Here is a 15,111-nt window from a genome sequence, read left to right as displayed (position 1 = left end):
CACGCGCCGGCGCGGTGGCCCGTCGGTCAGCGGATGCCGTGTGCCTGGAGCCAGATCTCCAGCAGGCCGAGCTGCCAGAGTTTGTTGCTGCCGGCCGCCGCCGCGGCCCGGTCCGGCTCGGCGAGCAGGTGCGCGACGTACTCCTGGCGGAAGAGGCCACGCTCGCGGGCCGCCGGCGCCTGCAACGCCTCGGCGACCAGCTCGCGCACCGGACCGTCCACGTTGCGCAGCGCCGGCACCGGGAAGTACCCCTTGCGCCGGTCGATCACCTCGGCCGGCAGCACCTCCCGGGCCACCTCCTTGAGCACCCCCTTTCCGCCCTGGCTCACCTTGTGCTCCGGCGGGCACTGCGCGGCCAGAGCCACCAGGTCCTGGTCCAGGAAGGGGGTGCGCACCTCCAACCCCCACGCCATGCTCATGCTGTCCACCCGCTTGACCGGGTCGTCGGGGAGCATCAGGTGGGTGTCGAGCCGCAGCACCGCGTCGAGCGCGGTCTGCGCTCCCGGGGCGGCCAGGTGCGCGTCGAGCAGCTCCCGGCTGGCGTCGCGCTCCAGCGCGTACGCCGGGCCGACGACCCGGTTCAGCTCGGCGTGGTCCCGGTCGAAGAAGGCGTCGGCGAACTCCGCCGCGGCGGCCTCGCGGGCCACCCGGGCCAGCGGCTGGTGGTAGCCGTAGCCGGCGAAGACCTCGTCGGCGCCCTGCCCGGACTGGGCCACCTTAACGTGCTGGGCCACCTGCTCGGAGAGCAGGTGGAAGGCGACCACGTCGTGGCTGCCCATCGGCTCGGTCATGGCCAGCACGGTCCGGCGTACCGCCGGCACCAGGTCGTCGTCGGCCAGCCGGATGCGCTGGTGGTCGGTGTCGAAGGCCCGCGCGACGAGGTCCGAGTAGTGGAACTCGTCGCCGGACTCGTCGCCGCGGCTGTCGAAGCCGATGCTGAACGTGCGCAGGTGCCGCTGCCCGGCCTCGGCGAGCAGCGCCACGATCAGGCTGGAGTCCAGCCCGCCGGAGAGCAGCACGCCCACCGGCACGTCGGCGACCAGCCGCCGGCGTACGGCGGTGCGCAGCGCGTCCCCGACGGCCGCCTGCCATTCGCGGGCGTCCCGGCCGGCGTGGGCCGGCTCCCGGACGTACTCCGGCTGCCAGTACACCTCGTCGCGGCTGCGCCCGTCGGCCTCGACGATCCGCATCGTGGCGGGCGGCAGCTTGCGTATCCCGCGAAGGATGGTCCGGGGCGCCGGCACGATCGAGTGCCAGGAGAGGTAGTGGTGCAGGGCCACCGGGTCGATGCCGGTGTCCACGTCCCCGGCGCGCAGCAGCGCCGGCAGGCTGGAGGCGAACCGGAGCCGGCCGGGGGACTCGGCGAGGTAGAGCGGCTTGATGCCGAGCCGGTCCCGGGCCAGCACCAGCCGCCGCCGGGCCTGGTCGACCAGCGCGAACGCGAACATGCCGACCAGGTGGTCGACGAAGCGTTCACCCCACTCGGCGTAGGCCACCAGGATCACCTCGGTGTCGCTGGTGGAGTGGAAGGTGTAGCCGGCCTCCCGTAGCTCCTCGCGCAGTTGCGGGTAGTTGTAGATGCAGCCGTTGAAGACCAGCGCGAGCCCCAGGTCCGCGCGGACCATCGGCTGGGCGCCGGCCTCGGAGAGGTCGATGATGGTCAGCCGGCGGTGCCCGAGGGTGATCCAGCCGTCGTTCCACAGCCCTTCGCCGTCCGGGCCCCGCGATCGCATCGCCTCGGTCATCCGGGTCACCGCCGCGGCGTCCGGGGTCGACCCGTCGAACCGGGCCTCGCCGGTGACGCCGCACATCAGCGCCGCCGGTGGGTCACAGGGGTCAGCACAGGCACCGCGGTTCCCTCCCGTCACGCACCGGTCCCGTCCATCGGACGGGCGGCTCGGCTACCCGCAGCGGGGTTGCGCAAACCCGACGCCGCGGGCGTGCGGGTCGGTGCCGCGGCGGTTCAGCCGCGCAGGGTACGCAGGATCCGGGCGAGCTGTTCCCGGTCGACCGGGTCGAGGTCGGCGAAGAACCGGTCCGCCTCGGCATGCCGGGCGTCCCGGATGGCCGACGCCGTCCGGGCGCCCTCTGCGGTGAGCGCGACCAGGGTGGCGCGCCGGTCGTTCGGATCGGGCCGGCGCTCCACCAGACCCCGGGCCTGCAGGTCGTCGACCACCTCGGTGGCCGAGCGGGCAGCGATGCGCAGGTGCTCGGCGAGCGAGCTGGGCCGCAGCACGCCGTGCCGGGCCAGGACGCCGAGCGCGCGGGCCTGGCTGGGGGTGACGTCCCACGGCTCCAGCGACTCCCGGGTGCGGTGGCGCAGTCGGCGGGCCACCCCCCAGAAGGCCTCGGCCAGGGTCTCGTCGTCGCCGTCCGCCTCGATCACGGGGAATACGGTAGCAGCAGATACGGTTGTTCCCTCATGATGAGGTAACCTCAGCAATGCCCCCGACGAAGGCAGGTACCCCTCTTGGAGCCCACCCCCCACGGCCGCGACCGCGGCCCCCGCACCGTCAGCGCCGACGAGAAGGCGCAGGCCCGGCAGGTCTCGCTGCGTCGCGTGGCCGGGCTGTTCTCCCCGCACCGAGGCGCGCTGGGCGCGGTCACCGCGATCATCGTGGCCTCCTCGATCGTCGCGATGGCCTCGCCGTTCCTGCTCCGGCACGTGATCGACCAGGCCCTGCCGGCGCGTGACGTGACCCTGCTGGTCTGGCTGGTCCTCGGCATGGTCGCGGTGGCCGCGGTGACCGCCGTGCTCGGCGTGGTGCAGACCTGGATCTCGACCCGGGTCGGCCAAGAGGTCATGCACCGGCTGCGCACCGACGTCTTCACCCACCTCCAGCGCCAGTCGCTGGGCTTCTTCACCCGCACCCGCACCGGCGAGGTGCAGTCCCGCATCACCAACGACATCGGCGGCATGCAGTCGGTGGTCACCTCCACCGCCACCGCCGTCGCGGCCAACCTGACCACGGTGGTCGCCACCGCCGCCGCCATGGTGGCGCTGTCCTGGCGGCTCTCCCTGGTCTCCCTGGTCATCCTGCCGCCGGCGATCTGGCTGACCCGCCGGGTGGCCCGCCTGCGCCGGGACATCACCGCCCGACGCCAGCGCGAACTGGCCGACCTCAACGTCACCGTGGAGGAGGGACTGTCGATCAGCGGCGTACGGCTGGCCAAGACGTTGGGCACCGGTCCGGCCCTGATCGAGCGGTTCACCAGCTCCTCCGCCCGCCTGGTCGACCTGGAGCTGCGCAGCGAGCTGGCCGGGCGCTGGCGGATGGCCTCGATGAGCATCCTCTTCGCCGCCATCCCGGCGGTCATCTACCTCAGCGCCGGCCTGCCCGGCACCGCCGGCACGCTCAGCATCGGCACCCTGGTCGCCTTCACCGCCCTGCAGAACGGGCTGTTCCGTCCGCTGATGGGCCTGCTCAACGTGGGCGTTTCGCTGACCGCCTCGCTCGCGCTCTTCGCCCGGATCTTCGAGTACCTGGACCTGCCGATCGAGGTGGCCGACCCGAGCGACCCGGTCCGGCTCGACCCCCGTCGCGTGCGCGGCCGCCTGCGCCTGGAGGAGGTCACCTTCAGCTACCCGGGCAGCGACACCGCCGCGGTCGCCGGGGTGAGCCTGGACGTGCCCGCCGGCAGCGGCCTGGCCCTGGTCGGCGAGACCGGCTCCGGCAAGAGCACCCTCGCCGCGCTGGTCAGCCGGCTGCACGATCCGGACAGTGGCCGGATCACCGTCGACGGTGTCGACCTGCGTGACCTGTCCCTGGCCGACCTGGCCGCGATCGTCGGCGTGGTCAGCCAGGAGACCTACCTGCTGCACACCACCGTGCGGGAGAATCTGCGCTACGCCCGGCCGGACGCCACCGACGCCGAGATCGAGGCTGCCGCGCGCGCCGCGCAGATCCACGACCTGATCGCCGGCCTGCCCGACGGCTACGACACGATGGTCGGCTCGCGCGGGCACCGGTTCTCCGGCGGCGAGCAGCAGCGGTTGGCCATCGCCCGTACGCTGCTGCGCGACCCGCGGGTGCTGATCCTCGACGAGGCGACCAGTGCGTTGGACACCGAGACCGAACGGGCGGTGCAGCGGGCGTTCGACGCGCTCGCCGAGGGGCGGACTACCGTCACCATCGCGCACCGGCTCTCCACCGTGCGCGGCGCCGACCAGATCGCGGTGCTCGACCACGGCCGGATCGTCGAGTGCGGCACCCACGACAACCTGATCGACCGCAACGGTCGCTACGCCACCCTGGCCGCCTGAGCTTCGTGGCGCCGCCCGGCGCCGGGCTCGGATGCGGAGAAGATGGCCGCGGGGAAGCCCCGCGGCCATCTTTACGGTCAGCTCGGCGTGCGTTCAGCGGTTGCGCAGCGGGGCGAGCGCGGTGCTCCAGGCCACGACCTGGTCGAGCGTGGTGTTGAGCGCGTCCTTCTGGAACGGGCCCGGCTTGAAGACGCTGAAGTTCTCGAAGTCGGTGAAGAGCGACAGCGCGACCTGGGACCGCACGTCGGCCATCTGGAGCTCGCCGGAGATCAGGCGCAGGTGCTCGACCGCCCGGGCGCCACCGACCGAGCCGTAGCTGACGAAGCCGACGGCCTTGTTGTTCCACTCGGCGTAGAGGAAGTCGATGGCGTTCTTCAGGGCGCCCGAGGTCGAGTGGTTGTACTCGGGAGTGACCATCACGAAACCGTCGAACGACGCGATGGTGTTGGCCCAGCGCAGCGTGTGCGGCTGGGTGTACTGGCCCATCGAGGGCGGGTACGCCTCGTCGAGGTGCGGCAGCTGGTAGTCGAGCAGGTCGATCAGCTCGAACTCGGCGTCCGAGCGCTGCTTGGCGATCTCGAGAACCCAGCGGGCGACGGCCTCGCCGTTACGCCCCGGACGGGTGCTGCCGAGGATGATCCCGATCCTGGTCATGTGTGTGGTGCCCTTCCAGAGAAGTCCTTGCCTGGCTCGTAGACGCTAGCCACACCTTGCTTGGTCAAACAAATGTCGGAGCTATGTTTGGGGTCACACCGTTGATCGCTCAAGCAACTAGGATGGATGCATGGCCAGCCCCACCGCGGAACCGCTGCGGCCCCTCAACCCCGACGAGGAGAAGCTCGTCCGCGCCCTGGGCCAGGTGATGTACGCCCTGCCCCGGCTGATCGACGCCGACATGGTGGGCGACCGCCAGCTGCCCCTCACCGAGTACACCGCCCTGCGGGTGCTCTCCGAGGCTCCCGATCGTCAGCTGCGGATGAGCGAGCTGGCGGCGGCCTGCCAGCTCTCGCTCAGCGGCATGACCCGCACCGTCATCCGGCTGGAGACGCAGGGCCTGGTCGAGCGGGTCCGCAGCGAACAGGACGCCCGCGGCTGGAACGCCGTGCTCACCGACGCCGGCTTCGCCCGGGTGGAGGAGTCCTGGCCGAGTCACCTGGCCGCGGTGCGGCGGCGGTTCCTCGACCACTTCGAGGGCATCGACCTCGTCCAACTGGCCCGCGCGTTCGAGCGGGTCGGCAAGGCCGACTGAGCCGACGGCGCGGCACCTGCCTGCGCCTCACCGGGCGCCCACCCGGTGTCGAGCGACCGCCGGGGCCGCGGCGGTCACATAAACCGTCTCGAAACTGTCGCTAAAACCGTCTCATTATTCATTGCTCGAGGTGCCGGTAGACGGTCGCCCGCGAGACGCCCAGCGTCGCGGCGATGGCGTCCACCGAATGGGTGCCGGCGGTGTGCATCCGCCGGGCCGCCTCGACCTGCTCGCGCCCCAGCGCCCGCGGCCGGCCGGGCCGCCGCCGGGCCGCCGGCCCGGCATCCGCGCCGACCCCGGCGTCCACGGCCCCGACGCCCGCGGTCGCCCCCGGCTCCGTCAGCAGCCGGCGTACGCCGTCGAGCATGTCGGCGCGGAGCACCTCGTCGGGAACGTCGTTGAAGAAGACCACCGGGTCGCTGCACGTGGCGACCGCCTGCACCGCCCGGACCCGCTCCCGCCGCCCGGCGTTCGGCCCGGCGATCAGGTTGTTCGCCCGCATCGCGATACCCATCAGCCGGTGGTACGTGTCGCCGCGGGTGATCAGGGCGATGTCGTGGAAGAGCATGCCGAGCGGGCGACGGTGGGCCAGCATGGTGTCCACCCAGCCCTCCAGCACCGTCCAGCGGGCCTGCTCGGTCGGCTGCTCTCCCGCGACGTCCAGCAGCGCTTCCAGGTCGGCCAGCAGCGGCTCGACCAGCGCCGAGAGCAGGTGCTCCTTGGCCGGGAAGTGGTAGAGAACCGCCGCCTTGGTCAGCCGCAGCCGCTCGCCGATCTGGCGCAGCGAGGTGCGCTGGTAGCCGTGCTCGGCGAAGAGGTCGAGCGCGGCGCGCAGGATCCGGGTGCGGGTGTCGTCCGCGGGCTCGGCGGTCATGCCGGCCAGCCTAACCGGCGTCCTGACCGGTGGGCGGAAGCACCGTCGAGACGACTTTCCATCGGTCAGTACAGTGGGGACGGTCGAAGCGTCCACACGGCAGGAGGGGCACATGCCCGTCATCTCGATCGACAACCTGGTCAAGACCTTCGGCACCATCCGGGCACTCGACGGGCTCGACCTACGGGTCGAGGCGGGGGAGGTGCACGGCTTCCTCGGGCCCAACGGGGCCGGGAAGTCCACCACCATCCGCGTCCTGCTCGGGCTGCTGCGCCGCGACTCCGGCACGGCGCAGGTGCTCGGCGCCGACCCGTGGCGCGACGCGGTGCGCCTGCACCGCCGGCTGGCGTACGTGCCGGGCGACGTCAACCTCTGGCCGAACCTCACCGGCGGCGAGGCGATCGACCTGCTCGGCGAGCTGCGCGGCGGGCTCGACCGGCGCCGCCGCGACGAACTGCTCGAACGCTTCGACCTCGATCCCACCCGCAAGTGCCGCACCTACTCCAAGGGCAACCGGCAGAAAGTCGCCATCGTCGCCGCCTTCTCCTCCGGCGTCGAGCTGTACGTGCTCGACGAGCCGACCTCCGGCCTCGACCCGCTGATGGAGGCGGTGTTCCAGGACGAGGTCCGGCGGATCAAGCAGGCCGGCGCCACCGTGCTGCTCTCCAGCCACGTGCTCGCCGAGGTCGAGGCGCTCTGCGACCGGGTCAGCATCATCCGCGAGGGCCGCACCGTCGAGTCCGGCAGCCTCGCCGAGCTGCGCCACCTCACCCGCACCGCGGTGACCGTCGAGACGGCCCGCCCGGTCACCGGTCTGGAGACGCTGCCCGGCGTGCACGACGTACGCGAGGTCGACGGGCGCACCCACCTGGAGGTCGAGCCGGCGCACCTCGACGAGCTGCTCGGCCAGCTCATCCGTTTCGGCGTCCGCGCGCTGACCAGCACACCGCCCACCCTGGAGCAGCTGTTCCTGCGCCACTACGGCGACCAGCACGCCGCCGGCAGCGACCAGCACGGCGCCGACGGCGGTCGGCCGGCCGAAGCGTCGCGGGCCGGCGTCCGATGACCGCGCTCACCGGCACCCGCCGGCTGGCCCGGCTCGTGCTGCGCCGCGACCGGGTCCGCCTCGCGATCTGGATCCTCGGCACCCCGCTGCTCGGCTACGCCCTCGCCGGCAGCGTGGCCGGCGTCTACCCCGACGAGGCGGCCCGGCAGGGTTACGCCACCACGTCCGCGTCCAGCCTGGTCGCCCGCGCCTTCAACGGCCCGATCGCCGGCACCGACCTCGGCGCGGTGGTGGTCGCCGAGACGTACGTGACGCTGGCCCTGATCATCGCGCTGCTGAGCACCTTCGCGGTGGCCCGGCACACCCGCCAGGACGAGGAGACCGGCCGGGCGGAGCTGCTCGGCGCGTCGGTGGTCGGCCGGTACGCGCCGCTGACCGCCGCGCTGCTGGTCGTCGTCGCCGCGAACGTGCTGGCGGCGGCGCTGCTGGCGCTCGCCTTCGCCGGCGCCGGCCTGCCGCTGGCCGGCTCCGTCGCGGCGGCCGCCGCCGTCGGTGGCGTCGGGGTGGCCTTCACGGCGATCGCCGCGGTCACCGCGCAGCTCTCGGTCACCTCCCGGGGCGCCAACGCGCTCGCCGCCGCCGCCGTCGGCCTCGCCTTCGTGCTGCGCGCCGCCGGCGACGTGCTCGGCGAGCAGAGCGCCGACGGCACCCGGGTGGCGAGCGCCTGGCCTTCCTGGCTCTCCCCGCTCGGCTGGGGCAACCAGGTACGCGCCTTCGAAGGGGAACGGTGGTGGGTCCTCGCCCTGCCCGTCGCGCTGCTGGTCGCCGGGGTGACGGCGGCGTACGCCCTCGCGGAGCGGCGGGACCAGGGCGCCGGGCTGGTCGCCCCCCGGCGCGGCCCGGCGAGCGCCACCGCGCGGCTGCTCAGCCCCGCCGGGCTGGCCTGGCGCATGCAGCGCGGCACGCTGCTCGGCTGGGCCGTCGGGGTGGCCGTGCTCGGCCTCTCCATGGGCGTCGCCGGCGACGAGGTCAACGCCATGATCGAGCAGAACCCGGCCGCCGCCGAGGCGATCAACGCGATGGGCGGCGGCGCCAACCTGATCGACGCGTACCTGACCGCGATGCTCGGGCTCTTCGCGCTGACCATCGGGGCGTACGTGGTGCAGGCCCTGCTGCGGGTGCGCGGCGACGAGTCCGACGGGGTGCTGGAGGCCGCCCTGGCCACCGCGGTGAGCCGGAGCCGCTGGCTCGGCACCCAGGTGCTCGCCGCGACGGTCGGCGCGCTCGCCCTGCTGCTGCTCGCCGGGCTGAGCACCGGGCTCGGCTACGGCCTGGTCACCGGCGACCCGCTCGGCGAGGCCGCCGCGCTGGCCGGCGCCGCCCTGCTGCGCCTGCCGGCCCTGCTCGTGGTGGCCGGGGTGGTCACCGCCCTCTTCGGCCTGCTGCCCCGCTGGTCGGTGGTGCTCTCCTGGACGGCGCTGCTGGTCTTCCTGCTGCTCGGGCAGCTCGGCGCGGTGCTGGAGCTGCCGCAGGCCGCGCTGAACCTCTCCCCGTACACGCACGTCCCGGCCGTGCCCGCGGTCGACCCGGCGGTGTTGCCGCTGGTGCTGCTCGCCGGGGTCGCGGCGGTGTTCCTCGCCGCCGGCGTCGCCGCCTTCCGCCACCGCGACGTCCCGAGCTGACCGGGCGCTGTCGTTGCCGCAACTTCAGGGAAGTAGGTCCTTCCCGGTCCGCCGAGGCCACTACTTCCCTGAAGTTGCGCGAGCGGCGAGGTAAGCAGAGGTGCAGTGAGCGGCTACGGTGCCGCGCCGAGCCGGTCGCTGAACGCCCTGCACCGGGTTTTCCAGTCGGACTCGTTGGTGTCGCCCAGGCAGCGAGCGAGCAACGTGCGTACCCCGGCCGTCAGGTCGAGGCTGCGGATGGCCGCCTCGTGATGTTCCAGCATCGCGGCGAGGCGCCGCCGTGCGCCGACCTCGGAGAGATCCAGTCCGGCCATCGCCTGGACGGCGCCGCCGAGATCCAAATCGAGCAGCGACGGGATGAGCCGACGGGCAAGACCGACGTCGTCCGACTGGTTGGCGATCATGACGCACTGGTCCAGGAAGTCCAGCTCGGCTGGGCGCTGGGTGTACAGGTCGGGGAGCAGTTGCAGGGCGAGACGCTGCACTCCCTGTTCCGCGCTGCACAGCAATGCCAGCGCGGTGTCCTGGTCCGCTGCTCTGCGCGCGGCGAGCACCCGTACGGCCTGCTTACGCAGGCTCTTCTCCTCCAGTTCGTCCACCGCGATCGCTGCCGCCAGGGCCAGGTCCGAGGGCGTCAACCGGAGCGAGTCATCGAACATCCCCGCCGCGGCGGCCCGCCGATTCTTCTCCTCGAGATGGTTGAGTGACAGCCCGAAGAGCGTCGCGAGCTGTCGCCTCAGCTCCTCGCCGAACAGGTCGTAGGAGAATGGGATGACGGTGAACTGCCGGTCGGTCTCCAGCTCCCGGATGGTCTCCACGAGGCGTTGCTCGCCCGGGTCCGTCAGAGCGGACAGGTTCGAGACGCTCTTCCTGATGGCCAGGTATGCCTTGTAGGTGTCGTCGAGGCAGAACACCAGGAACGGCTTGCCGGCGAGCAGCGCCGCGTGCAGCTCGGTTTCCCAGGTGATCGAGCCGTACTTCTCCACGATGACGAAAACGCAGAGGTCGGCGTTGCGGACGGTGGAACGGGAATTGCTCTGCCAGGTGGCGCCGGCGGCGTTCAGGTGCAGGACGCGCCCGGACAGATAATGCCAGGGCTCGGCGCCGTAATCGCTGACGACCTTGACGAACTGGCCCCGGATCCGATCGGTGTCGGATGCACCGCAGAGCATTATTTGCAGCACGTGCAATCCTCTGCATCGCGTTCGGCCGGTGTCAATGACAACAACCAGACACACTATTCGGACGACGTGGCGGTGCTCATCTGTCGGACGCCGGATGGCGGACGTCACCGTGCGGCGGTGGCCTCATCGGCCGGGTCGGTGCCGGCGATCGGGCGGGTGGGGCCTCGCACCCGCTGATCGGTCAGGTCCTCCTGCCCGACTCCGTTCGGCCTCCTCCGATCCGGTCCTGCCCACGGGACCGGATCGTCCATTTCAGACGGTAACTCATCCGAAACCCTTGATGTCTCTTCCGGATCCTCCGTACGGTGAGTCTCCGCTCGCCCCAATGAGCGTGGCTCTCCATTTCGTCGCCGATCTGAAACGGCAGTCGATTCGCTGTGGTTCTCGCGAGAGGAGATCAGTATGAGCCGACCTACCTGCCACTGCGGGGTTCCGATGTACGAGCGTTCCAGGGAGCGCCAGGAGCAGTACGGCTACTGGGCGGTGTTCGAGTGTAAGACGATTCGCTGCCCCAAGTGCGGCAACGGCCGCTGCCGCAACCTCGAGAAGGCTTTCGTCCAGACCCGATGAGTCGCCGACCTGCCTGAGATCAAGGAGCGCGTCAATGGAGTTCGCGATGGCCGCCATCTACTTCGTCGGATTTTTCATCGGCATGATCATCCTCCGGGCCCGGGCGGGAGTCGGCCAGGGCCGTATCAAGGTGTTCGGCAGCGACGGCTTCGGCCCGGTGTGGTTCACCAGCCAGCTGGTGACCTTGATGTTCTGGCCGATCAGCCTCGCCATCTGGCTCGCCCGGGGCCGTCCGGAGCCGCGCGTCGTCTTCAACCACAAGGCCGAGGAGCGGCGTCGCCGGCGGGTGGCCGGAGCGTGACCGCGTCCACCGATCACGAGAGGCGGTGAACCATGACTGGTGGTCGCCCTGTCGCGCTCCCACCGGGCACCCCGGCGATGCTGGCGGACTTCGCGCGCTACGAGTGGTACCGCGAGAGCAGCGGCATCCGGGCCGAACAGGCGTGGGGCCTGCTGTCGACGCTGCTGCCGCTGAGCCAGTCCGACCCGGCCGGCCTGACCGCCGCGCTGGCCCGCGAGGTGACTCCGCTGGAGGGCTGGCCGGCGTACGGGGCCAGCCGGGCGGTGGCCGAGCTGCTCGGCCTGGGCTTCGAGGGCGACGACGCCAAGGCCGTGCTGGCCGGCGGTCTCCGCTTTCTCCGTCAACACGGCGTCCCGCCGCTGCGGGTGCGTGGTTACGAGTGGAACCACTGGGTCGACACCGGCGGGACCATCGACACCTGGCTGCCGACGGTCCCGCCACCGCCACCCGAGCGGTCCGGGCTCCGGCCCCTGGCGCCGGGCGAGGTCCGGCACGTCGCGACGATGACCACGGAGCGCGACTCGAACACCATCCACGTTCGCCGGGACCCCTCGGGTGCGTACCTGGCCCTGATCGACGCCCGCTACAGCGACGACGACCCGACCCGCTCCCGTGCCGAGTGGAAGCGGGGCAGCTCGCTCTACGAGATCTTCCGCAACGTCGGCTTGGCGTTGCAGTCGCCGCCGCACTGGGTGAGCGCTGAGCTGGAGCCCTACATCCCGCTGCCCCGACCGACGATCTGACGCGACGCCAACTCCTACCGAGCGGACCGGGACGCTGACCATGGACGACTTCGACACCCTGTTCGACACCGACGGGGTGGGCCCCGCCGCCGACCTGTTCACCGACCGGGTTGCCGAGAACATCGCATTCGAAGGCGCGGTGCTGCGCCACCTCGAACGGTTGGTGGACGGGAAGGCGGTGCTCGGCAATCCCGCCCGGGACAACGTCCTCGTCTATTACGGAGTCGGCGGGATCGGCAAGACGACACTTTCCCGCCGACTCGAGCGGTGGATCCGGGGCGATTTGCCGTCCGACGAGCACTGGGGGCCGCCCCCGAGCTTCGACCAGCACCTCCGGACGGTGCGGGTCGACTTCCACGGCTCGTCGCTGGTCAGCCCCGTCGACATCCTGCTGTCGCTGCGCACGGCGGCGTCCGGGGCGCGCAAGCGATTCCCGGCGTTCGACCTGGGTCTGGCGGCGTGGTGGGCCATGGCTCGCCCCGGCACGCCGCTTCCGGACCTGACCAGCGGCACCTTCGACGTGCGCGCGCAGATCACCGACACGCTCAACGAGCTGCTCACCGAGGCCGGGATGCGACTCGGCGCCGGTCCGCTGACCGTGCGGATGGGTACGCAACTCATCGAGGCGGTGCGCACCCGACGGATCCAGGGGACGGCGTTACGGGACTGCCGGCCGCTGGCCCGGATCATCGACGAGGTCCAGGTGAACCCCTCGCCGTACGTCGCCGCGACGCTGGCGGGACTGCTCTCCTGGGATCTCGAACGGCTCGTGGTGGGTGAACTGCCGCTGCTCGTCGCATTCGTCGACGCCTGCGAGTACGTCCAGGGCGGTAGCCGGATACAGGAGCGCCTGCTCAACCGGATCGTCCACCTGACCCCGGGGGTTCTGTGGGTCGCCACCAGCCGGAACAGCCTCGACTGGGCCGCGCTGCGGCCGGGCGGGCTGCTGCCCGCCGCCGGGCCCGAGGTGTGGCCCGGTCTGCGCCTGGAAGCCGAGGCCGAGCCGCGGCAGCACCTCGTCGGCGACCTGTCCGATGTCGATGTGGACCGGTATCTGGCCGCGGCCTCCGGTGTGTCGGGCAATCCCGTGCTCGACGAGGGGATCCGGCGCCGGATCCGCGAAGGCGCCCACGGGTTGCCGCTCTACCTCGACCTCTCGCTCGCCATCGCCAAGGTGGGCGCCACCCACGGAGTGCTCGACCCCGCCGGCTTCGGCGGTTCCCTGCCCGAGTTGGTGACCACCGTCTTCGCTGATCTCCCAGCGAACGAACGCGACATCGCCCGGACGGCCAGCCTGCTGCCCCGCTTCGATCCGGAACTCGTCGCGGAGGCGGCCGGCCACCGGCTCGCCGACGCGCAGCGGCTCTGCGCCCGCGCGTTGATCACGCGAGACGACCACCAGGTCCTGCCGTACCGGATGCACGACGCGGTGCGGGCCGCCGCCTCCGGGGAGACCGCGGACGACGCCGACGGATGGGTGGCGCAGGACCGGCGAGCCTGCGCGGAGCGGTTGCTCACCGTGTTGCAGGCCCGGCACGACGCCCTCAGCGATGTCGGCCATCGGCTAGACGTGCTGGAGATCGCAGCCGGTCTCTCCGCCTCCTTCGACCTGCGGCAGTCGTGGCTACGCGGTGCCCTGCTGGCACTTCCCGGCCTGGCCCAGACGGCCGCACGCCTGCCGCAGCCGACCCTCGACACGTGGATGGGCCAGCTGGCGATGTTCTTCGAAGGCTGGCGCGGAAAGGACGCCAGGGCCCGGATCCGATACTTCCGGTCCCTGTTGGAGCAGTCGCTCGACGCGGAGATCCGCGAGCTGACCGAGCAGTTTCTCGCGTACGGCTATCGCGGCATCTATGACTTCGAACCGGCGCTGAGCCTCTTCGAGTCCCTGCTGGCCAGCTCTCCCGATTCCGACCTCTACCGCTATCAGCTGGCCCGTACCCTGCGGGAGGTGCGCCGCTACCAGGCGCTGGAGGCGCACCTTCGCCAGTATCCGTTGGCCCCGTCGACCCGGATCCGGATGGACAGCGACATCCGCTACGACCAGGGATATCTGGAGGAGTCGATCGCCGGGGTACGCGAGCGGGTCACGTTCCTCCGGTCGCAGGGAAAGGACCGGCTCGCCCTGGAGAACCAGTGTGCCGCGCAGTGGCGGGCCGCGTTGACCGGACGAGCGGCTGTGGCTTCCTGCGAAGACCTCGTCCGTACCACCGACCGGTACGGCATGGTCGGCCTGGTGCGCAGTGCCATGGCGGCCAAGGCGGTCTGCCTGGCCGGCGCGCCGGGCTTCGTGTCCGCCGTCGCCGAGCTGCACTCGGTGACCGAGGCGGTCGGTGGCAAGGTGGGACACCGCGAGGTCGTTCCCGTCCTGCTGGACGCGCTGCGTCGCGGTGACGACGCCAAACTCCTGGCGGAGCGGGACCGCTGGGTCGCGGAGGAGCGGCACTGGTCGACCAATCTGGGCGTGGTCAACCTGATGTTCGAGTACGCCGGGCTGGGCAGGATCAGGTTCGCCTCCGAGCCGACTCCCGACATCGACACGACCGCCCACCGGGAGCGCTGGCTGGCGGCCATCGACCGGCTCGTGGCAGGACAAGGATGAACCCGGCGGCGACTCGGGTTCGGCGAGGTCACGCGACCTCCCCGGCCCCACCCGTTACCGCTACGAGCCCCCGCGCGCGGCGGGCGGGGTGGGTGATCGACTCCAGTTCGCTGACATGGGGGTATCGCCGCGAGCCGGATACCCCCGTTTCGGCGACCTGGAGTCGATCACCCTGACGCCCGCCGGGTCGCCCGGTCGTCGCCCGGATCCCGATTACGGCGGTTGTCCGGTTCGTAGGCTGCCGGTTGCGTGCGGTGTCCGGATTCGGCGCTCCGTGTCCCGTGGTCAGGGCCACCCGCGTGGCGGAATCATGGCCGGGCCCGGGTCGTTGAACATGGTGTGCCGCGCGGCCTCGCCGCCGGCCCGGGACTCGACCCCCGCCCGCCGGGAATGACCGGCCGCTCGGGTCGGTTGACCACCCGGTACCGCGGGCCTGAGCGCCGCCGGGAATGACCGGCCGCTGGGATCGGTTGACTACCCGGTACCCGCAAGACCCGGGCCCCGCCGGAATGGTTGGCCGGCCCGCACGGTTACATCCCCCCGGGACATCCCCCGAGCAGGTCACCACGACCGCCGGGCGTGCGTCCCACCCCCCTTTTTCTTGCTTACGGGCACACCGCGCCCCCTTATGCGCGT

12 protein-coding genes are annotated in these 15,111 nt (G+C 71.8%); 7 read left to right on the top strand and 5 right to left on the bottom strand.

The annotated features are described in order from the left end of the window. Positions 1 to 26 precede the first annotated feature (26 nt). Both ACIP9D_RS02045 and ACIP9D_RS02040 read right to left on the bottom strand, forming a co-directional pair. Positions 27 to 1,811 (bottom strand): N-acetylglutaminylglutamine amidotransferase, encoded by a 1,785-nt coding sequence (locus tag ACIP9D_RS02045; RefSeq protein WP_350870011.1) that lies wholly within the window; start codon positions 1,809 to 1,811, stop codon positions 27 to 29. Between the two features lie 152 nt (positions 1,812 to 1,963). Further along, complete coding sequence (locus ACIP9D_RS02040; RefSeq protein ID WP_350870009.1) at positions 1,964 to 2,386, bottom strand: MarR family transcriptional regulator; 423 nt, start codon at positions 2,384 to 2,386, stop codon at positions 1,964 to 1,966. A gap of 84 nt (positions 2,387 to 2,470) precedes the next feature. Between ACIP9D_RS02040 and ACIP9D_RS02035 the strand changes: the two genes are divergently transcribed. Then, positions 2,471 to 4,264, top strand: coding sequence for an ABC transporter ATP-binding protein (locus ACIP9D_RS02035; RefSeq protein ID WP_350870008.1), 1,794 nt, complete (start codon positions 2,471 to 2,473; stop codon positions 4,262 to 4,264). 93 nt (positions 4,265 to 4,357) lie between these two features. Here the strand turns inward: ACIP9D_RS02035 and ACIP9D_RS02030 are convergent, their stop codons facing one another. Further along, positions 4,358 to 4,918, bottom strand: coding sequence for an NAD(P)H-dependent oxidoreductase (locus ACIP9D_RS02030; protein WP_350870007.1), 561 nt, complete (start codon positions 4,916 to 4,918; stop codon positions 4,358 to 4,360). A 130-nt stretch (positions 4,919 to 5,048) separates the two neighbouring features. Here ACIP9D_RS02030 and ACIP9D_RS02025 point away from each other — a divergent pair, with 130 nt between their 5' ends. Beyond that, positions 5,049 to 5,513, top strand: a complete 465-nt coding sequence (locus ACIP9D_RS02025) for a MarR family winged helix-turn-helix transcriptional regulator (RefSeq protein WP_350870006.1) — start codon at positions 5,049 to 5,051, stop codon at positions 5,511 to 5,513. A 118-nt stretch (positions 5,514 to 5,631) separates the two neighbouring features. Here ACIP9D_RS02025 and ACIP9D_RS02020 read toward each other — a convergent pair whose 3' ends face one another. Then, complete coding sequence (locus ACIP9D_RS02020; protein ID WP_350870004.1) at positions 5,632 to 6,387, bottom strand: TetR family transcriptional regulator; 756 nt, start codon at positions 6,385 to 6,387, stop codon at positions 5,632 to 5,634. A 112-nt stretch (positions 6,388 to 6,499) separates the two neighbouring features. Here ACIP9D_RS02020 and ACIP9D_RS02015 point away from each other — a divergent pair, with 112 nt between their 5' ends. Together ACIP9D_RS02015 and ACIP9D_RS02010 are read left to right on the top strand one after the other, a co-directional pair. Beyond that, positions 6,500 to 7,453, top strand: a complete 954-nt coding sequence (locus ACIP9D_RS02015) for an ABC transporter ATP-binding protein (RefSeq protein ID WP_350870002.1) — start codon at positions 6,500 to 6,502, stop codon at positions 7,451 to 7,453. Further along, positions 7,450 to 9,075: an anibiotic ABC transporter gene (locus tag ACIP9D_RS02010; protein ID WP_350870000.1), complete on the top strand. Its 1,626-nt coding sequence runs from the start codon at positions 7,450 to 7,452 to the stop codon at positions 9,073 to 9,075. The genes ACIP9D_RS02015 and ACIP9D_RS02010 overlap by 4 nt, the downstream gene beginning before the upstream one ends. 113 nt (positions 9,076 to 9,188) lie before the next feature. On the opposite strand, the gene ACIP9D_RS02005 is transcribed toward ACIP9D_RS02010, so the two are convergent. Beyond that, on the bottom strand, positions 9,189 to 10,265 hold the full coding sequence (locus ACIP9D_RS02005; RefSeq protein WP_350869997.1) for a hypothetical protein: 1,077 nt from the start codon (positions 10,263 to 10,265) through the stop codon (positions 9,189 to 9,191). A 598-nt stretch (positions 10,266 to 10,863) separates the two neighbouring features. On the opposite strand from ACIP9D_RS02005, the gene ACIP9D_RS02000 reads away from it, so the two are divergent. The 3 genes from ACIP9D_RS02000 to ACIP9D_RS01990 are packed head-to-tail and all read left to right on the top strand — an operon-like array spanning position 10,864 to position 14,475. Continuing rightward, the gene (locus ACIP9D_RS02000; RefSeq protein ID WP_350869994.1) at positions 10,864 to 11,130 is read left to right on the top strand and encodes a hypothetical protein; all 267 of its coding nucleotides are present in this window, start codon (positions 10,864 to 10,866) and stop codon (positions 11,128 to 11,130) included. A 32-nt stretch (positions 11,131 to 11,162) separates the two neighbouring features. Continuing rightward, positions 11,163 to 11,873, top strand: coding sequence for a hypothetical protein (locus tag ACIP9D_RS01995; RefSeq protein ID WP_350869992.1), 711 nt, complete (start codon positions 11,163 to 11,165; stop codon positions 11,871 to 11,873). A gap of 40 nt (positions 11,874 to 11,913) precedes the next feature. Then, complete coding sequence (locus ACIP9D_RS01990) at positions 11,914 to 14,475, top strand: hypothetical protein (protein ID WP_350869989.1); 2,562 nt, start codon at positions 11,914 to 11,916, stop codon at positions 14,473 to 14,475. Positions 14,476 to 15,111: the final 636 nt, after the last annotated feature.

The sequence above is a fragment of the Micromonospora sp. NPDC093243 genome (genome assembly GCF_044753725.1).
Taxonomy (GTDB): domain Bacteria; phylum Actinomycetota; class Actinomycetes; order Mycobacteriales; family Micromonosporaceae; genus Micromonospora.
This window is presented reverse-complemented; position numbering and strand designations above follow the sequence as displayed.